Below are 16,965 nucleotides of genomic sequence, written 5' to 3'. Positions count from 1 at the left end.
GGCGCGCCAGTGGCATCCCCGCCAGCGCTCCCCCACGCCGTCACATATCCCGTCACACGTGCTTGAACCTGCAGGCACGCCGTTCTTCTCGCCACCATGGTACCCTTCCAACGTTCCGGCGCCGCCAGACCGCCCAAGGATGTTCGCCGCCCCAATCGTGGCTTGTCACCCGGGATTGTTCTCACCTCCCCAGAGTCGTCTGAGATACACTCTGGATAAGGGGGAGTTACACATGGACATCAACCAGATTGCCCAGATGGCAGGCGTGTCGCGCGCCACCGTCTCGCGCTACCTCAACGACGGCTACGTGAGCCAGGAGAAGCGCGCGGCCATTCGCCGCGTGATAGAGAAGACCGGCTACGTGCCGTCGCGCCAGGCCAAGACGCTGCGCACCGGCAAGACCAACGTCGTGGGCGTCATCATACCCAAGATCAACTCGGCATCGGTCAGCCGCATGGTCGCGGGCATCACGCCCGTGCTCAACGAGGCCGGCTACCAGGTGCTGCTTGCCAACACCTCGAACGACGCGGCGCGCGAGGTCGAGTTTCTCCGCCTCTTCTCCGAGAAGAACCAGGTGGACGGCGTCATCCTCATAGCCACCGTGGTCACGCCCGAGCACGAGGAGGCCATCGCCTCCCTCCCCGTGCCGGTGGTGGTGCTCGATCAGAACGTGGAGTGCTGCTCCTGCGTGTTCCAGAACGACCTCGATGCCATGCACGACGTGGCCTCCGTGGCCCTGCGCACCTCCCGGCACCCCGCCTACATCGGCGTCTTCGAGGCGGACGTGGCCGTGGGCCAGATGCGCCGGAAGGGCTTTCTCGCCGCCTGCGTCGAGGCCGGGGTCGAGGTCCCCGAGCGCGCGATGCGCGTGGCGGAGTTCACCGTGGACTCGGGCTACGAGCAGGCGGAGGCGCTCCTGGAGGAGTACCCCGAGCTCGACGGCATCGTCTGCGCCACCGACTCCATCGCCTACGGGGCGCTCACGTGCCTGCGCGAGTACGGGCACCGCGTGCCCGACGAGGTGGTGGTCACGGGCATAGACGACTCGGAGATCTCCCAGATCGTCACGCCCACGCTCACCACCGTGCACAACCACTACAAGACCTCCGGCACCGAGGCCGCCCGGATGCTCGTGGGCTTCATGACCGGCGAGGAGTACGTCTCCCGCAAGATCAAGATGGGCTACGAGGTGGTCACGAGGAACTCCACGCGCTAGGCCGCCACGCTCCGGCACCCGCGCACGTCATGGGGGGCGCCCCACCTGCCTCGCGTGCGCTCGGGCGCCCCATGGTCGCCCCCCCCCGCGGGCGGCACGTCCTTCTCGCATGCGTCATACTGGGGTTGAGACGACTTCGAAAAACGATCCAGCCCGGCACGACGGGCGCGCCCCAGAGGAGGTCCCATGGTTCGGGACGATCCCAATGCCCCCTTCACGTCGCACGAGCAGGCGCTCGCCCGCGCCGACCAGGGCGTGGCCGAGCAAGCCGCCACGAGGCTCGACCGCTGGTACCCGACCTTCCACGTGACCTCCCCCGGCGGCTGGATCAACGACCCCAACGGCCTGTGCCACTACAACGGCCGCTGGCACGCGTTCTTCCAGCTGCACCCCTTTGGAACGCAGTGGGGCCCCATGCACTGGGGGCACGCCTCGAGCGCCGACCTCGCCCACTGGCGCCCGGAGCCCGTCGCCCTGGCGCCGAGCCTTGAGGCGGAGCGCGCAGGCGTCTACTCGGGATCCGCCCTGACCGGCCCGGACGGGCTCCTCTACGCGTTCTACACCGCGCACCGATGGCGCAACGGGGTGAACGAGGACGACGGCAACCTCGAGGTCCAGTGCCTGGCCACCTCCGCGGACGGCATCCGTTTCGAGAAGCGCGGCGTCGTCGTGGGAAACCCCGAGGGCCTGCGGGACTTCCGCGACCCCAAGGTCTGGCGCCAGGGTGACGCGTGGCTCATGGTCGTTGGCCGTCGCTCCCCGGACGGCCGCGGGGAGATCGTGCTCCATCGCTCGGAGGACCTGCTCTCCTGGCGCCCCGCGGGCGTGCTCTACCGCCACCCCGACCCAAGCGTCTACATGCTCGAGTGCCCCGACTTCTTTGAGCTCGAGGCACCGGACGGAGCCCGCCGCTGGGTGCTCTGCTTCTCCGCCATGGGCGCTCGGCCGAGCGGCTACCGCTTCCGCAACTTCAACAATGCCGGCTATCTGGTGGGCACGTGGCGGCCTGGCGGGCCCTTCGTGCCCGAGGGGGACTTTCGCCCGCTCGACTGGGGCCAGAACTTCTACGCGCCGCAGACGCTCGAGGCGCCGGACGGCCGCCGCATCCTCATGGGGTGGATGAGCCCCAACGGCGGCGCGCTGCCCACGCAGGATGACGGCTGGTGCGGCCAGCTCACCGTGCCGCGCGAGCTTGCGCTGGGAGCGGACGGCGCGCTGCGGTGCGCGCCCGCGCGCGAGCTGGAGGCGCTCTGGGGCCCCGCGAGCGAGCTCGGAGCGCTCGAGCTCGCGGCGAACGAGGAGCTGGTGGTCGCGGGGGACCTCGCCGTTGGCTGCGTCGACGTCACGCTCGACCTGGGGGCCTCGACGGCCGAGCGCTGCGGCCTCAAGGTGCACGCCACCGCGGACGGCGGCTTCACCTACGTGGGCTACGACGACCAGACCCGCCGCGTGGCGCTCGACCGCCTGGCGGCGCGCGCGGGCGAGCGCGGCTACCGCGCGGCTCCGGTCGCGGAGAGCCAGCTCGCCGGCGGAGAGCTTACGCTGCGCGTCCTTCTCGACCGTGGGTCGGTCGAGGTCTTTGTTGGGGACGGCGCCCAGATGTTGAGCGCCTACAGCCTGCCCGGCCCAGGCCCGCGCGCCCTGGCCCTCGTTGCCGAGGGCGGCACGCTGCGAGCGAGCCGGCTGGCCGTGCGCCGACCGCGCGGGTAGCGCGGCCGAAGCCGCTTCCCAACGGGGGCTCGCAGGGCGGGTGCCGGCCGCGCCTGGCGCGACGGGCCCAGGCCCGTGCCGGCCCGGCATCGCCCCCACGGCCCCCGACGCCATGCCTGCGTCACCAACAGGCCGGCGGGCGGCAGGGAGGACCGTTTGCCGAGAAGAGCCGCGCGACCGGGGCGCGAGCGTCATACTGGAAGGTGAAATCGATTCCGCAACCGAAAGGACCCCTCATGTTCTCCGTCTCTGCACTGGGCGAGCTCCTCATAGACTTCACCGACGCCGGCACCTCCGCAGGCGGCCAGCGCCTCTTCGAGCGCAACGCGGGCGGCGCGCCGGCCAACGTGCTCGTGGCGCTGCAGAAGCTCGGGCACAAGACCGCCTTTTTGGGCAAGGTGGGCCAGGACATGCACGGCGAGTTCCTGCGCGCCACCCTGGAGGAGCAGGGCATCGACACCACGGGGCTCATCAGCGACCCGGACGCCTTCACAACGCTCGCCTTCGTGGCGCTCTCCGCCGACGGCGAGCGCGAGTTCTCCTTCGCCCGCAAGCCCGGCGCGGACACCCGCATCACCGCCGACGAGCTGGCTCGTGACGTGATCGCCGCGTCGCGCGTCTTCCACGTGGGCTCGCTCTCCCTCACGGACGAGCCCGCCCGCTCCGCCACGCTCGCCGCGCTCGCGTGCGCGCGCGAGGCCGGCTGCACCCTCTCCTACGACCCCAACTACCGCGCCAACCTCTGGCCCTCCGTCGACGCCGCGGTGGAGCAGATGCGCACCGTGGTGCCGCAGATGGACCTCATGAAGCTCTCGGACGAGGAGTGCGCGCTGCTCACGGGCGAGGCCGACCCGGCCGCGGCGGCCGAGGCGCTCCTGGCCCAGGGTCCCAAGGTCGTAGCCGTGACGCTCGGAGCCGGCGGCGCCTACGTGCGCACCTCCGAGGGCGGCGCCGAGGTCCCGGGCTTCCCCGCGGACGCCGTGGACGCCACGGGCGCCGGCGACTCGTTCTGGGGCGGCTTCCTCGCGGGCTTCTGCGAGAGCGGCAAGGCCGCGGGCGAGGTCACGCTCGAGGACGCCGCGGGCTTCGCGCGCCTGGGCAACGCCGTGGCGTCGCTCTGCGTCCGCAAGCGCGGCGCCATCCCCGCCATGCCCGAGCGCACCGAGGTCGAGGCCCTTCTCGCCTAGGCGGCGCGCCACGGCTCTCCCCCTGCCCCCGACGTCCTCGCGGCGCCGGGGGCTTTTTGCTGCGCCGTCCCGCGCGGCGTGCGCCCGCGGGCGCCCGTCACGCCCACGTGCGCCCGTCACGCCCGCGTGCGCCCGTGCCCGCACTCATCACGTAACACTCACCGTTTGATTTAGTGTTCTATATCACGAGATAAAAATCGGGAGAAACTCAAACGGTGACTGTTACGTGTCCGGGAACGTGCCCGAAAACGTGTCCGGGAACGTGCCCGGGCGCCGCCCGAGAGCGGCCCCGCGCCCGCCGGCCAGCCAACCGGGAGCCGTCCCCCGGTCTGGCCCTACCCAAGCGCGGCGAGCAGGGCCTCGCGCCAGCGCGCCTCCAGACGCTCGAGCGACCACGAGGCGTTGGCCGGACTCGTGGAGGGCAGCACCTCGGCGGCGATGCCCGTCACGGGCTCGAGCCAGCGACGATACAGCCGACCCGCCGTGCCCCCGTTGCAGAGGACGGCACCGACGGGCGCCGCGCCCGTGATCCGAGCCACGTCCGCGGGGACGACGTTTCTGATGGAGGCGTACGAGGAGCCCCGCACGTCACAGGACTCGATCACGTCCCAGAGCGCGACGCCGTGTCGCAGGAGGAGCGCGCGCTTGGCGTCCACGTCATCCACCGCCGGCACCGGCTCGCCCAGGACGTCTGACATGACGCGCCAGAAGCGGTTGCGCGGGTTGCCGTAGTAGAAGCGGTTCTCACGCGAGAGGACCGAGGGAAACGACCCCAGCACGAGCACGCGGCTGTGCTCGTCGAAGACCGGGTCGAACCCGTGGGATATGCGCTGGTAGTCTGCCATGGGCCCATGGTAGCGCGCTCGCGGCCCCAAAGCTACCGTCCGCCGACGGCGCGCCGCGCGCTCGGCGAGTTCTCCGGGTGAGCGCACCCCGGGCGAGCGTAACGTAGTCATGGGCATGACCGCCCCTCCCCCGAGAGGAACCCCATGGTAGAGCTACCCTGTGAGATCACGGACCCGCTGGGGCTGCACGTGCAGCTCGCGGTGCTCCTTGCCAGCGAGGCCGCGCGGTGGCGCAGCCGGGTCACCCTCGAGCACGCGGGGCGCACGGTGGACGCCAAGCAGACGCTCGAGCTCATGATGCTCGGGGTGCGCACGGGGCAGCACGTGGTCGTGCGCGTAGAGGGCGCGGACGAGGCAACGGCGAGCGTTGCCATAGAGAAGTTGCTCAAGACGTTCTAGCGATGAGATGGTCGCGCGCGGCGGGCGAGAAGAACGCGGGCTCGCACCCTACCCGCGGACGTGCGCCTCGAAGCGCCGGTACAGCGCGCCACCCGCAGCGGCAAGCGCCACGGCAACCGCGACCGAGCCCACGGCGACCCCGTAGTTGCCGCTGCCGAAGGCGGACGCCGCCACGGTGGAGGTCACGATCGACGGGATGCGCCCGAGCGTGGTGATGGCGAGCACGGCCGGGAAGCGCATGCTCGTGAGCCCGGCGAAGTACGTGAGGAAGTCCTTGGGCGTGCCCGGGATGAGAAACACCACCAGCATGACGAGCTCGAGCTTGCGCGCGTCATGGAGCCAGGCAAAGCGGTCGAGGTGGCTGCGGTCGAAGAAGAGCCCCACGAGCGACCAGCCCCACCGGCGCACCGCCCAGTAGATGGCGCTCGAGGCAGCGGCGCTCGCCGCCATGCACACGAGCGTCCCCTCCCAGAAGCCGAAGGCGTACCCGCTCGCCAGCTCCACGGGCTCCCCGGGGAGAAACGCAAGGGCGATCTGGAGCGCGTTGATGCCGCCCACGGCAAGGCGCGAGAGGACCGCGTGCTCGGACACGAAGGCGCGCACGGCCGCCGGGTCGGACGCCCACGCGTAGACCTCGGGCATCCAGATGACGCAGCACGCCGCGAGGACGGCGAGCACCGCTGCGGCAACCGCGAGCACGATGGCACGGCGGCGCGCGAGGCTCCCGTCGGCGCCCGCGGCGGCCGCGTCCTTCTCGGCCGTGGCGCGCGCGTCGCCCCGCGCGGAAATCTCGTTGTCAGCGGTCCTCTTGCTCACGCCGTCTCCCTTCGCCAGAACATAGTGCCATGAGCGGCGCTCCTGCGCCACGCCCTGAGCCAACGCTTGCAGGACGCTTACGTGAGGAGCCCGCCCGATCGGGCACCGCCCCGCGGCAGCCGAGCCACCACCAAGAGCGCGACGCCCAGCGCCGCGATGCGCGCCAGGTGGCCAAGCCGCGCCGCGGCGGCGAGCGCGTGCCCCATGGCCAGCATGGGCGCCCCTACAGCCCCGCCGCGCGCGCCGCGTGCACGAGCATCGCAAACGCCGCGCCGCCCAGGAAGAGCGAGAGCGTAAGACAGCAGACGAGCATGGACCTCTCTGACAGGTGATGCGACATGGCGTGCCCCTCTCGTTGGATCCGCAGGACCCCGAGCGAGAGGGGCACGTCCGAGTCATGCGTGCCCCCCGCTCTGGGTTGACCCCATTCTCCCAGCTAGGAGGGCACATGCCCATCGATTGGGCTTACTGTCGGGTGACGCTTTGGTAAGGTTTCTACCGACGGAAGCTAGCCGCGGATGACGGAGAGCGCCACGCGCACGGCCTCGTCCTCGTCGTCCGTGACCATCACGAGGTCGGGGTCGAGCGGCGAGATGTTGCCGAAGCCTGCCACGGTCTCCTCGAGCCACCCCATGAGGCCGTTCCAGTACTCCGAGCCAAAGAGCACCACGGGCACGCGCGTGACCTTGTGCGTCTGCACGAGCGTCAGCAGCTCGAAGGCCTCGTCCAGCGTGCCAAAGCCGCCCGGGAAGATGATCGCGCCGCTCGAGTACTTGACGAACATCGTCTTGCGCACGAAGAAGTAGCGGAAGGTGATGCCCAGGTTGACCCACTTGTTGATGCCCTGCTCGTGCGGGAGCTCGATGCCCAGGCCCACCGACGTGCCGCCCGCGCGAGCGGCGCCGCAGTTGGCAGCCTCCATGATGCCCGGGCCGCCACCCGTGATCACGGCCACGCCCGCCTCGGCGAGCTTTCGTCCCACGTGGCGCGCTGCGCGATACGTCGGGTCCGTGCGCGGGGTGCGGGCGGAGCCGAACACGCTCACCGCCGGCCCCAGCTCCGCGAGCGCGCCGAAGCCGTCCACGAACTCGGCCTGGATGCGCAGGACGCGCCACGGGTCCATGTGCAGCCAGTCCGTGTCCCCCTCGGGCGCGAGCAGGTTGCCCGTGGTCGTGTTGCTGGGAATCATCGGCCCGCGCAGAATCACGGGGCCGCGGTGGTAGGTCTGGCCCAGGGGCTCGTCGTGCGGGGCGGTGAGGTCGAAGTTCTTCTCGTCTGCCATGGTGCCTCCTCTGGTCGGGCGCTCTACGTTACGCGCCCGGCGTCAGCTGCGGGTAAGCTGCGCCATAGCCTTTGTGTACCCGTTTTGGGCCACGAGCCCTACGAGAGCCCGAGCGCCAGGCCCACGAGGCGCACCACCAGGGCCACGACCCATGCCACGCCGCACTGCATGGCAATCACGGCCCACATCATGCGCGTGCCCAGCTCGCCCTTGACGGCCGAGACGGCGGCCACGCACGGGGTGTACAGGAGCGTGAACGTCAGGAACGTGAAGGCCGTGAGGGGCGAGAAGAGCGTGGAGAGCCCGGCCGTGGATCCGCCCATGAGCACCGTGAGCGTGGCCACCACGTTCTCCTTGGCGCCGAAGCCCGCCGCGAGCGCCGCCGCGGCCTCCCACGAGCCAAAGCCCAGAGGGGCGAAGAGCGGGGCCAGGAGCGCGCCCAGCGCGGCGAGCATGCTCGCGCTCTGGTCCGTGACCACGTTGAGGCGGATGTCGAAGTTCTGCAGGAACCAGATCACCACGCTCGCCACGAAGATGATCGTGAACGCCTTGGTGGCAAAGCCCTTGGCCTTGTCCCAGGCCAGGCGCGCCACGGTGCGCGGCGCGGGCATGCGGTAGTTGGGGAGCTCCATCACAAACGGGACCGGGTCCCCCTTGAAGGCCGTGCCCTTGAGCACGAGCGCCACGAGGATGCCCACCACGATGCCCATGAGGTAGAGCCCGATCATCACGAGCGGGGCCGCCTCCGGGAAGAACGCGGCCGAGAAGAGCGCGTAGACCGGGACCTTTGCCGAGCAGCTCATGAACGGCGTGAGCATGACCGTCATCTTGCGGTCGTGCTCGGAGGGCAGGGTGCGCGTGGCCATGATGGCGGGCACGCTGCAGCCGAAGCCTATGAGCATGGGCACGAAGCTGCGGCCGGAGAGGCCCAGGCGCCGCAGCAGCTTGTCCATAACGAAGGCCACTCGCGCCATGTACCCGGAGTCCTCGAGGATGGAGAGCAGGATGAAGAGCACCACGATGATGGGCAGGAAGCTGAGCACGCTGCCCACGCCCGCGAAGACGCCGCCGATCACGAGGCTGTGCACCACGGGGTTGATGCCAAAGGCCGTGAGCGCCGCGTCCGCCTGCGCGGTCACCCACTCGATGCCCAGCGCCAGGAGGTCGGAGAGCCGCTGGCCAATGAGGTCGAAGGTGAGCCAGAAGACGAGCGCCATGATGCCCACGAACACGGGGATGGCGGTGTACCTGCCCGTGAGGATGCGGTCGGCCGCCACCGAGCGCGCGTGCTCACGGCTCTCGTGCGGCTTGACCACGCACTCGGCGCAGACGCCCTCGATGAACGAGAAGCGCATGTCCGCCAGCGCCGCCATGCGGTCGCGCCCGGACTCCTCCTCCATCTGCGTGATGATGTGCTCCACGGCGTCGAGCTCGTTGCGCTGCAGGCCGAGGGCGCGCATGACCAGCTGGTCGCCCTCGATGAGCTTGGTCGCGGCAAAGCGCACCGGAAGGCTCGCGGCGGCGGCGTGGTCCTCGATGATGTGGCAGATGCCGTGGATGCAGCGGTGGAGCGCGCCGTGGTCCGGCCCGTCCGCCGCGCAGAAGTCAACGCGCCCCGGATGCTCGCGGAAGCGCGCCACGTGCAGCACGTGCTCCACGAGCTCGGAGATGCCCTCCTCGCGCGCGGCGGAGATGGGCACCACGGGGATGCCGAGCGCCGCCTCCAGGCGGTTCACGCTCACGGTGCCGCCGTTGGCCGTGAGCTCGTCCATCATGTTGAGGGCGAGCACCATCGGCCGGTCGAGCTCCATGAGCTGGAGCGTGAGGTAGAGGTTGCGCTCTATGTTGGTGGCGTCCGCGATGTCGATGATCGCGTCCGGGTTGTCCTCGAGGATGAAGCGGCGGGAGACGACCTCCTCGCTCGTGTACGGGCTGAGCGAGTAGATGCCCGGCAGGTCCGTCACCGTGACCTCGGGATGACCCTTGATCTGGCCGTCCTTGCGGTCCACGGTGACGCCCGGGAAGTTGCCCACGTGCTGGTTGGAGCCCGTGAGCGCGTTGAAGAGCGTGGTCTTGCCGCAGTTCTGGTTGCCGGCGAGCGCCAGCTTGAGCGGGCGGCCCTCGGGGATTGCCGTGCCCGCGCTGCGCGGCGCGTACCTCTCGCCGATGGCAGGGTGGGGCGCGGCCTCAAGGCGCTCGTTGCCGCGCGGCGCATCGTGCATGTCGTGCACCTGCGTGAGCGCGATGTGCGCCGCGTCGTCGCGGCGCAGCGTGAGCTCGTAGCCGCGCAGGCGGATCTCCAGCGGGTCGCCCATGGGGGCCCGCTTCATCAGCGTGACCTCCACGCCGGGGGTGAGCCCCATGTCCAGGATGTGCTGGCGCAGCGAGGGCTCGTCGCAGTCCACCGACGCCACGACCGCGTCCTTGCCAATCTCGAGCTGGTCAAGATTCATGGGGTTCCTCTCCGTGACTCCGTTCGGACGCCATTGTAGCCCGAGACATGGTCCCTGGCACAACGCATTTGGCCGAACCCCGGGCTAGAATGGGCGAGAAGAACAAGATGCCAGGAAGACCGCGCCGCTCCGACGGCGCTCCGCGGCACGAGCCCGAGGAGGCCCCATGAACGTCCTAGTGCTGCTCCCCGTTGACGACGCCCAACGCGAGAGGCTCGAGGCCGCGGCGCCCGAGGCGAGCTTCATCTACGCGGACCAGCGCGCCGTCGCCCCCGAGCAGGTGGCCGAGGCCGAGGTCATCGTGGGCAACCTGGCGCCGGCGCGCCTCGTGGAGGCGCCGCGCCTGCGCTTCCTGCAGCTCCACTCCGCCGGCTACGACAACTACGTGACGGCCCCGATGGCGGCGGGCGCGCGCGTGGCCTGCGCCTCCGGGGCGTACGGGCAGGCGGTCTCCGAGCACATGCTCGCGATGGTGCTCTCCCAGATCAAGCGCCTCCCCTCCTATCACGACGACCAGCACGCCCACACCTGGACGGACGAGGGCAGCGTCACCACGCTGCGCGGCTCGAGCGTCCTCGTGCTGGGCGCAGGCGACATCGGCACGCACTTCGCCGACCTCGCGTCCGCGCTCGGCGCGCGCGTCACCGGCGTGAGGCGCACGCCGGTGGAGGCGAGGGCCCCCTTCGAGCGGATGGCCACGATGGAGGACCTCCCCGCGCTCCTGCCCGAGGCCGACGTCGTGGTCGCCTTCCTGCCGAGCACGCCCGAGACGCGCGGCCTCGCGGACGCGGAGTTCTTTGGCGCGATGAAGCCGGGCTCGTACTTCGCCAACGGCGGCCGGGGCGACCTCGTGGTCACGGAGGACCTCATCGAGGCGCTCGAGTCCGGGCACCTGGCGGGGGCCTCGCTCGACGTCACGAACCCCGAGCCCCTTCCGGCGGACCACCCGCTCTGGGAGACGCCGGGCGCCCTCGTGACGCCGCACGTCTCCGGCTGGTTCCACCTCGCGGTCACGCTCGACAACATCGTGGGCATAGCCGCGGAGAACCTGCGGCGCCTCCAGGCCGGCGAGGAGCTCCGCAACCTCGTGCGGGTTGCGTAGGCGGCGTCGCTACCCCCTCACCGCGAAGGCCACGCCAAGGGCGCCCGGCCCGCAGTGCGAGGTAATGACGTCACCGGTGTCGTACCACTCGATCTCCCGGAAGCCCAGGTCGCTCGCGTGGTCGGTCACAAGGTCGCGCACCTGGTCCGGCAGGCCCGGGGACTTCACGAAGACGATGCGCGCGGGGTCGAACTCCTCGCGCAGGACGAGGTAGTCCACCAGCGCGAGTGCCGCTGAGGACATGGAGCCGCGCAGCTTCTTGGTGGCCACGAGCTTGCCCTCCAGAAGCTCGACGACCGGCTTGATCTTGAGGAGCGTGGCCCCCAGGAAGGCCGCGTTGGAGAGGCGCCCCCCGGCGCGCAGGTAGCCCAGGTCCCCGGGGAGAAACGCCATGCGCACGCGGGAGGAGAGGTCCTCGGCAAAGGCGCGCGCCTCGTCCACCGTTGCCTCGGGGTGCTCCGCCACCCAGCGGCGCGTCTCGCGCACGACGAGGCCCTGGCCAATGGTCACGTGCGCGGTGTCGATGGCGGTGACGTAGTCGCGGCCCTGCGAGGCTGCGATGGCGGACTCCAGGGAGCAGGTCGTCACCGCGGAGTACGCGAGGTGAAGGATCTGCGCGTCGGGGCGCTCCTCGTGGATGCGGTCGAAGACCACCTGGAAGTCACCTGGGGTGCAGCCGCTCGTCTTGGGCAGCACGCCGAGCTGGCGGCACTGCTCGAGCATCTCGGCGGCGGAGAGCTCGCCGTCGTCGATGGTCCTGCTCCCCATGGAGACGTGCATGGGGACGAGCACGATTCCAAGCTCGGCGGCCTCAGCGGCGGGGACGTCGCAGCCGGTCTCGGCGGTGATGACGATGTCTGCCATGTTGTCTGTTCCTCTCGGGTCTCGGCGCTCAAGTATGCAAAGTGTACCTGCGCGCGCAGCCCTCTCCCACGGGCGGCCCGAGCGTTTCGGCGAGCAGTCGCCTTTGGCCCCCTTTCCGCAGACGCAACACAACTTGGGGGCTCAAATGTGAGAAGCTAGTAAGCTGCAACTGATAGTGGAAGGGAACGAGAGGGGGAGCATGTACCTCGAGCAGATCAATGCCCCGAGTGACGTTCGCGCGCTCCCCTCCTCCGCGCTCCCCGCGCTCTGCGAGGAGATTCGCCGGGCGGTCATCGAGAGCTCCGCCGCCGTGGGCGGCCACATGGGGTCCAACCTCGCCGTCGTGGAGCTCACCGTGGCGCTCCATCGCGTCTTTGAGACGCCCCGCGACAAGGTGGTCTTTGACGTCTCCCACCAGACCTACCCGCACAAGATGCTCACCGGGCGAGCGCTCGCGTTTCTCGACCCGGCGCACTACGAGGACGTCTCCGGCTTCTCCAACCCGCGCGAGTCCGAGCACGACCTCTTTGCCATGGGGCACACCTCGACCTCGGTGAGCCTCGCCTGCGGCCTCGCCGCGGCGCGCGACCTCGCGGGCGAGAAGTACGACGTGGTGGCCGTCATCGGCGACGGCGCGCTCTCGGGCGGGCTTGCCTTCGAGGGCCTCGACAACGCCGCCGCCCTGGGCAGCGGCATCATCGTGGTCATCAACGACAACGAGTGGTCCATCGCCCCCAACCACGGCGGCATCTACCGCAACCTCGCCGAGCTCCGCGCCACCCGGGGCGCCGCGGCGCACAACGTCTTCCGCGCCCTGGGCTTCGACTACCGCTACCTCGGCGAGGGGCACGACGTCTCCGCCATCGAGGCGGCCCTCTCCGAGCTGCGGGGCTGCGGCCGCCCCGTGGTGCTCCACGTTCACACGCAGAAGGGCCGCGGCTATGCCCCCGCCCTGGCCGACCCCGAGAGCTGGCACCACGCCGTCCCCTTTGACGTGGCCACCGGCGCCCCGGCCGTCCCCGGCGCGAGCGAGGACTACGCCAGGATCACGGGTGCGTATCTTGCTGAGCGCATGGAGCGCGATCCCCGCCTCGTTGCCGTGAGCGCCGCCACTCCCTACATCATGGGCTTCACGCCCGAGATGCGCGAGCGCGCGGGCAGCCGCTTCGTGGACGTGGGCATCGCCGAGGAGCACGCCGTCACCTTCGTGACCGGGCTCGCCCGTGGGGGCGCCCGCCCCGTGCTGGGCGTCTACGCCACGTTCCTCCAGCGCGCGTACGACGAGCTCTGGCACGACCTCTGCCTCAACGCCATGCCGGCGGTGCTGCTGGTCTTTGGCGCCTCGGCGTACGGCACCACCGACGCCACGCACCTCGGCTTCTTTGACATCCCCATGCTCGGCGCCATGCCGGGCCTCCCCTACCTCGCCCCCACCTGCCGCGAGGAGTACCTCGACATGCTCTCGTGGGCGCTCGAGCAGGAGAACGGACCCGTGGCCATTCGCGTGCCCGTGGCGAGCGTGGAGTCTCGCCCCAACTTCGAGCGGCCCGCCGCCGGCTACGCACGCGGCTGGGAGATCGTGCGGCGCGGCGGCGACGTGGCGATCCTCGCCCTAGGCGACCTCCTTCCGCTGGGCGAGAAGATCGCCGATGCGCTGGCCGAGCGCGGCGTGAGGGCGACCCTCGTGAACCCGCGCCAGGCCACAACCGCCGACGAGGGCCTGCTCAGCCGGCTCTCCGCCGACCACGGACTGCTGGTCACGCTCGAGGACGGCGTCCTCGAGGGCGGCTTCGGGGAGCGCGTCGCCCGTGCCCTCGCCTGCCACGACGTGCGCGTGCGCTGCTACGGCCTGCCGCTCGCGTTCGAGGACCGCTACGAGCCCGAGGTCCTTCTCGGCCGCTGCGGCATGACGGTCGAGGGCGTCACCGCGGACGTCCTGGGATTGCTTCGCACGTAAGCCTACTCCACGGCGTCGGGCTCCAGGGCCTCGTCCTTCTCGTCCTTCTCGTCCTTCTCGTCCTTCTCGTCCTTCTCGTCCTTCTCGTCCTTCTCGTCCTTCTCGGTCTTCTCGTCCTTCCCCGCCGTCGCGCCCGCGGCCTCCGCCCTGGCCTCGGCGAACTTCTCCCGCATGGTGGGGTTCTTCCACGTGAGCTTTCTGATGGTGAGCTCGTCGGCCTTCTTGTTGGCCAGGCGCAGCTGGTTCTCGGACGAGGTGAGGTTCTCCTTCACCTTCTGGAGGCGCGCGATGGCCTTGTCAATCTCCTCGATGGCGGCGCTGAACTTGCGGCTCGCGCTCTCGTAGTTCCTTCCGAACTTGTCCTTGAAGTCCTCGAGGGCGTCCTCGAAGCGCGTGATGTCGATGTTCTGCTGGCGAATCTCAGCGAGCTCCCTGCGGTACTCGACGGCGTTGAGCGCGGCGTTTCTGAGCAGCGTGATCATGGGGATGAAGAACTGCGGGCGGATGACGTACATCTTCTCGTACTCGTAGGAGACGTCCACGATGCCGGCGTTGTAGAGCTCGCTCTCCGGCTCGAGGAGGGACACGAGCACCGCGTACTCGCACCCCTTGTTGCGGCGATCCTGGTCGAGCTTGCGGAAGAAGTCCTCGTTCTTGTGACGGCTCCGCTCGGTCGAGGCGTCCTCCTCGCTCTTCATCTCAAACATGATGGAGACGACCTCGACGCCGTCTGGGCCCGTCTCGCGGAAGACGTAGTCGCCCTTTGAGCCGCCCACGACCTCGTTGTCCTTGTGGAACTCGGCGTCGCGGAAGCCCAGGGACCGCCAGCGGTTGAACTCCATCTCGCAGTGCTGCTCCAGCGTCTCGCCGATGAGCTTGGTCGTGAGCCGCGCGCGCTGGTTGCGCAGGCGCTCGATCTCGTCCTCACGGTCGCGGATGGTCTGGTCCTTGTGGTTTGCCTGCTCCACCAGCTGCTGGCGAAGCGAGGCCTCAACCTGGTCGCGCTCGAGCCTCGCCGCTCGGAGGTCGCCCTCGAGCTCGGCGATGCGCTGGCCCTGCTCGCCGGTGGCCCTGGTGACCGCCAGCTCCTTCTCGGTGGCGAAGGAGGCGTCACGAGCCTCGAGCTGGGCCTCGAGGGCGGATATGCGCCGCTGGGACTCGGCCAGGCGCTCAGCGAGGTCCTTCTCGGCGGCCGCGCGCTCCAGGGAGAGGGCGTCCTTCCCGCGCTCGACCTCGGTGCGAAGGCGCGCGAGCTCGGCGTCCTTCTCGGCCATGCCGCGCTCGGCCTCCTGGCGCACGCGCGCCTCCGCCGCCTCCACCGCGCTCGCGCGCTCGCGCTCCGCCAGGCGTTCCCGAGCCTCGAGTTCGCGCCTGAACTCGGCGTCGCGCACCTGCCGCACGATCTGAGCGTACTCGGTCTCGTCCACCTGGAAGACCTCGCCGCAGTGCGGGCACCTGATCTCTGCCATGGCTCCCCCGTTTCGTTGACTTCCTCTAGGGTAGCCCAAAAAGAGGACCCGCGGAGGTGCTCCGCGGGTCCCCGAGTCGCCGGTCCTGTTGGGCGCTAGCGTCCGCCGAAGGGGCTGTACTGCTGCTCCTGGTACTGCTGATAGAGGTCGATGAGGTCCTCGAGGGAGACGTCCTGGCCGTTGACGTTAACGGTCTGGTTCTGCTGCTCCTGCTGCTCCTGGAGCGCCTCGTCGGAGCCCAGCGTCACGTCGAAGGTCATCTCCTGGTCACCGCGCATGACGGTCACGGGCACGGTCTCGCCCTCGCTGTGGGAGCGCACGGCCAGGATGGCCGCGTCGGCGGAGGAGATGCTCTCGTCGCCGATCTTGGTGATGACGTCACCCGTCTGGATGCCGGCCGCGGCGGCGGGGCCGCCCTCGGCAACCTCGACCACGTAGGCGCCCTGGTCGACAGACAGGTTGTTGCGGAAGGCGTTCTGCGCGTTCACGGTCTGCATCGTGAGGCCGATGTAGGCATGGGTGACCGTCTCGCCCGCGATGATCTTGTCTGCGATCTCCGTGGCGTAGTTGCCCGGGATGGCATAGCCGATGCCCGCGAAGCTCTCGGTGTCGGACGAGAAGAGCGTGCAGATGCCCACGAGCTTGCCCTCGGCGTCAACGAGCGCGCCGCCGGAGTTGCCGGGGTTGATGGTGGCGTCGGTCTGGATGAGGTTGGTGTAGAGGGTGTTGCCCTCGGAGTTCTCGAGCAGGGTGTTGCGCGAGAGCGCGGAGACGATGCCCTGGGAGACGGAGTTCTCGAGGCCGAAGGGGCTGCCCACGGACATGACCCAGTCGCCCACCTGCAGGTCATCGGAGTTGCCGATCTCCATGGGGGTCACGGAGTCGCCCTGGAGGTCCGCCTTGACCACGGCGACGTCGCTCGAGGGGTCGGTGCCCACGAGGGAGGCGCTGTAGCTCTTGCCGTTGATGGTGACGGTGATGCTCTCCGCGTTCTCGATCACGTGGTTGTTGGTGATGATGTTGCCCTCGGTGTCGTAGATGACGCCTGAGCCCATGCCCTCGCCGTTGGCGTAGGTGCAGTAGACGGTGGCCACGGAGGGCAGCGCCTTCGCGGCGACGGCGTTGGCGACGGTGGTGTCCTCATCGCTGGGGTTGATGGTCACCTGCTGACCGGAGGCCCCGGTCTGCTGGACGACGGTGGTGGGGCCGATCACGCCGCCAGCATAGAGCGCGCCCGTGAGCGCCGCCGCGCCCACGACGCCACCCAGGAGCCCGGCGAGCGCAGCGTGCAGGCCGGGACGGGGCTTCTTCTCCTTGGGGGGCTCGGGCGCGGGCGCCAGCGGGCCCTCGACGCTCACCTTGGGCTGCGCCTGGGTCTGGGCGTGCTGGGCATGACCGCTCCGGGTCTGGCCGGCACCCTGGGCGTCGTCATCAAAGCCGGGGACGGACTCGAAGGGCGAGGGCGGGACCCTGCCGGAGGAGCCGTTCGAGGGGCTGCCGGAGCCAGACTGGCCCGCGTGGGCGCCGTCGGTGCGCTCGTACGGGCTCTGGGGGCTCTGGGAGCCCTGGTTGGAGGAGTCAAACGGATAGTCGCTCATGTCTGCCTTCCTTCAAAGACTCGCGCCGGGCGGCGCGGGGTTGCCTTCCAAGTGGGAATGTACCCCT

At 70.0% G+C, this 16,965-nt stretch carries 14 protein-coding genes; 6 read left to right on the top strand and 8 right to left on the bottom strand.

Annotated features, from left to right (window positions below; all coding sequences use genetic code 11):
• The first annotated feature begins 232 nt into the window (after positions 1–232).
• From B5F79_RS04295 to B5F79_RS04285, 3 genes are all read left to right on the top strand, one after another.
• The gene (locus B5F79_RS04295) at positions 233–1,216 is read left to right on the top strand and encodes a LacI family DNA-binding transcriptional regulator (RefSeq protein WP_087217855.1); all 984 of its coding nucleotides are present in this window, start codon (positions 233–235) and stop codon (positions 1,214–1,216) included.
• A gap of 186 nt (positions 1,217–1,402) precedes the next feature.
• Positions 1,403–2,926, top strand: coding sequence for a glycoside hydrolase family 32 protein (locus tag B5F79_RS04290; RefSeq protein ID WP_087217853.1), 1,524 nt, complete (start codon positions 1,403–1,405; stop codon positions 2,924–2,926).
• Positions 2,927–3,162: 236 nt separating this feature from the next.
• A complete protein-coding gene (locus B5F79_RS04285; RefSeq protein WP_087217851.1) occupies positions 3,163–4,113 on the top strand; it encodes a carbohydrate kinase family protein in 951 nt (316 codons plus the stop codon).
• A 335-nt stretch (positions 4,114–4,448) separates the two neighbouring features.
• Here B5F79_RS04285 and B5F79_RS04280 read toward each other — a convergent pair whose 3' ends face one another.
• A complete protein-coding gene (locus B5F79_RS04280) occupies positions 4,449–4,958 on the bottom strand; it encodes a DNA-deoxyinosine glycosylase (protein WP_087217849.1) in 510 nt (169 codons plus the stop codon).
• 144 nt (positions 4,959–5,102) lie between these two features.
• Here B5F79_RS04280 and B5F79_RS04275 point away from each other — a divergent pair, with 144 nt between their 5' ends.
• The gene (locus B5F79_RS04275; RefSeq protein ID WP_087217847.1) at positions 5,103–5,357 is read left to right on the top strand and encodes an HPr family phosphocarrier protein; all 255 of its coding nucleotides are present in this window, start codon (positions 5,103–5,105) and stop codon (positions 5,355–5,357) included.
• A 48-nt stretch (positions 5,358–5,405) separates the two neighbouring features.
• Here B5F79_RS04275 and B5F79_RS04270 read toward each other — a convergent pair whose 3' ends face one another.
• The 4 genes from B5F79_RS04270 to feoB all read right to left on the bottom strand — a co-directional run bounded on the left by B5F79_RS04270 (position 5,406) and on the right by feoB (position 9,908).
• Positions 5,406–6,173: a TVP38/TMEM64 family protein gene (locus B5F79_RS04270; RefSeq protein WP_241147249.1), complete on the bottom strand. Its 768-nt coding sequence runs from the start codon at positions 6,171–6,173 to the stop codon at positions 5,406–5,408.
• Between the two features lie 77 nt (positions 6,174–6,250).
• Positions 6,251–6,388: a hypothetical protein gene (locus B5F79_RS10970; RefSeq protein WP_158094837.1), complete on the bottom strand. Its 138-nt coding sequence runs from the start codon at positions 6,386–6,388 to the stop codon at positions 6,251–6,253.
• Positions 6,389–6,681: 293 nt separating this feature from the next.
• A complete protein-coding gene (locus B5F79_RS04265) occupies positions 6,682–7,455 on the bottom strand; it encodes an LOG family protein (RefSeq protein ID WP_087217845.1) in 774 nt (257 codons plus the stop codon).
• Positions 7,456–7,553: 98 nt separating this feature from the next.
• Positions 7,554–9,908, bottom strand: coding sequence for a ferrous iron transport protein B (gene feoB / locus B5F79_RS04260; RefSeq protein ID WP_087217843.1), 2,355 nt, complete (start codon positions 9,906–9,908; stop codon positions 7,554–7,556).
• A 166-nt stretch (positions 9,909–10,074) separates the two neighbouring features.
• On the opposite strand from feoB, the gene B5F79_RS04255 reads away from it, so the two are divergent.
• A complete protein-coding gene (locus tag B5F79_RS04255) occupies positions 10,075–11,010 on the top strand; it encodes a D-2-hydroxyacid dehydrogenase (RefSeq protein ID WP_087217841.1) in 936 nt (311 codons plus the stop codon).
• Positions 11,011–11,019: 9 nt separating this feature from the next.
• Here B5F79_RS04255 and B5F79_RS04250 read toward each other — a convergent pair whose 3' ends face one another.
• A complete protein-coding gene (locus B5F79_RS04250; protein WP_087217839.1) occupies positions 11,020–11,874 on the bottom strand; it encodes a DegV family protein in 855 nt (284 codons plus the stop codon).
• Positions 11,875–12,073: 199 nt separating this feature from the next.
• Here B5F79_RS04250 and B5F79_RS04245 point away from each other — a divergent pair, with 199 nt between their 5' ends.
• The gene (locus B5F79_RS04245) at positions 12,074–13,831 is read left to right on the top strand and encodes a 1-deoxy-D-xylulose-5-phosphate synthase (RefSeq protein WP_087217836.1); all 1,758 of its coding nucleotides are present in this window, start codon (positions 12,074–12,076) and stop codon (positions 13,829–13,831) included.
• Between the two features lie 2 nt (positions 13,832–13,833).
• Here the strand turns inward: B5F79_RS04245 and B5F79_RS04240 are convergent, their stop codons facing one another.
• Together B5F79_RS04240 and B5F79_RS04235 are read right to left on the bottom strand one after the other, a co-directional pair.
• Positions 13,834–15,300 carry a DUF2130 domain-containing protein gene (locus B5F79_RS04240; protein WP_087217834.1) on the bottom strand — a complete coding sequence of 489 codons (1,467 nt, stop codon included), beginning with the start codon at positions 15,298–15,300 and terminating at the stop codon, positions 13,834–13,836.
• Positions 15,301–15,395: 95 nt separating this feature from the next.
• On the bottom strand, positions 15,396–16,898 hold the full coding sequence (locus B5F79_RS04235; protein ID WP_087217832.1) for a S1C family serine protease: 1,503 nt from the start codon (positions 16,896–16,898) through the stop codon (positions 15,396–15,398).
• Between the last annotated feature and the right edge of the window lie 67 nt (positions 16,899–16,965).

The organism is Olsenella sp. An285 (assembly GCF_002159625.1).
Classification (GTDB): domain Bacteria; phylum Actinomycetota; class Coriobacteriia; order Coriobacteriales; family Atopobiaceae; genus Thermophilibacter; species Thermophilibacter avicola.
Note: the sequence above shows the minus strand (reverse complement) of the source record. Positions and strands in the feature narration are given on the sequence as shown.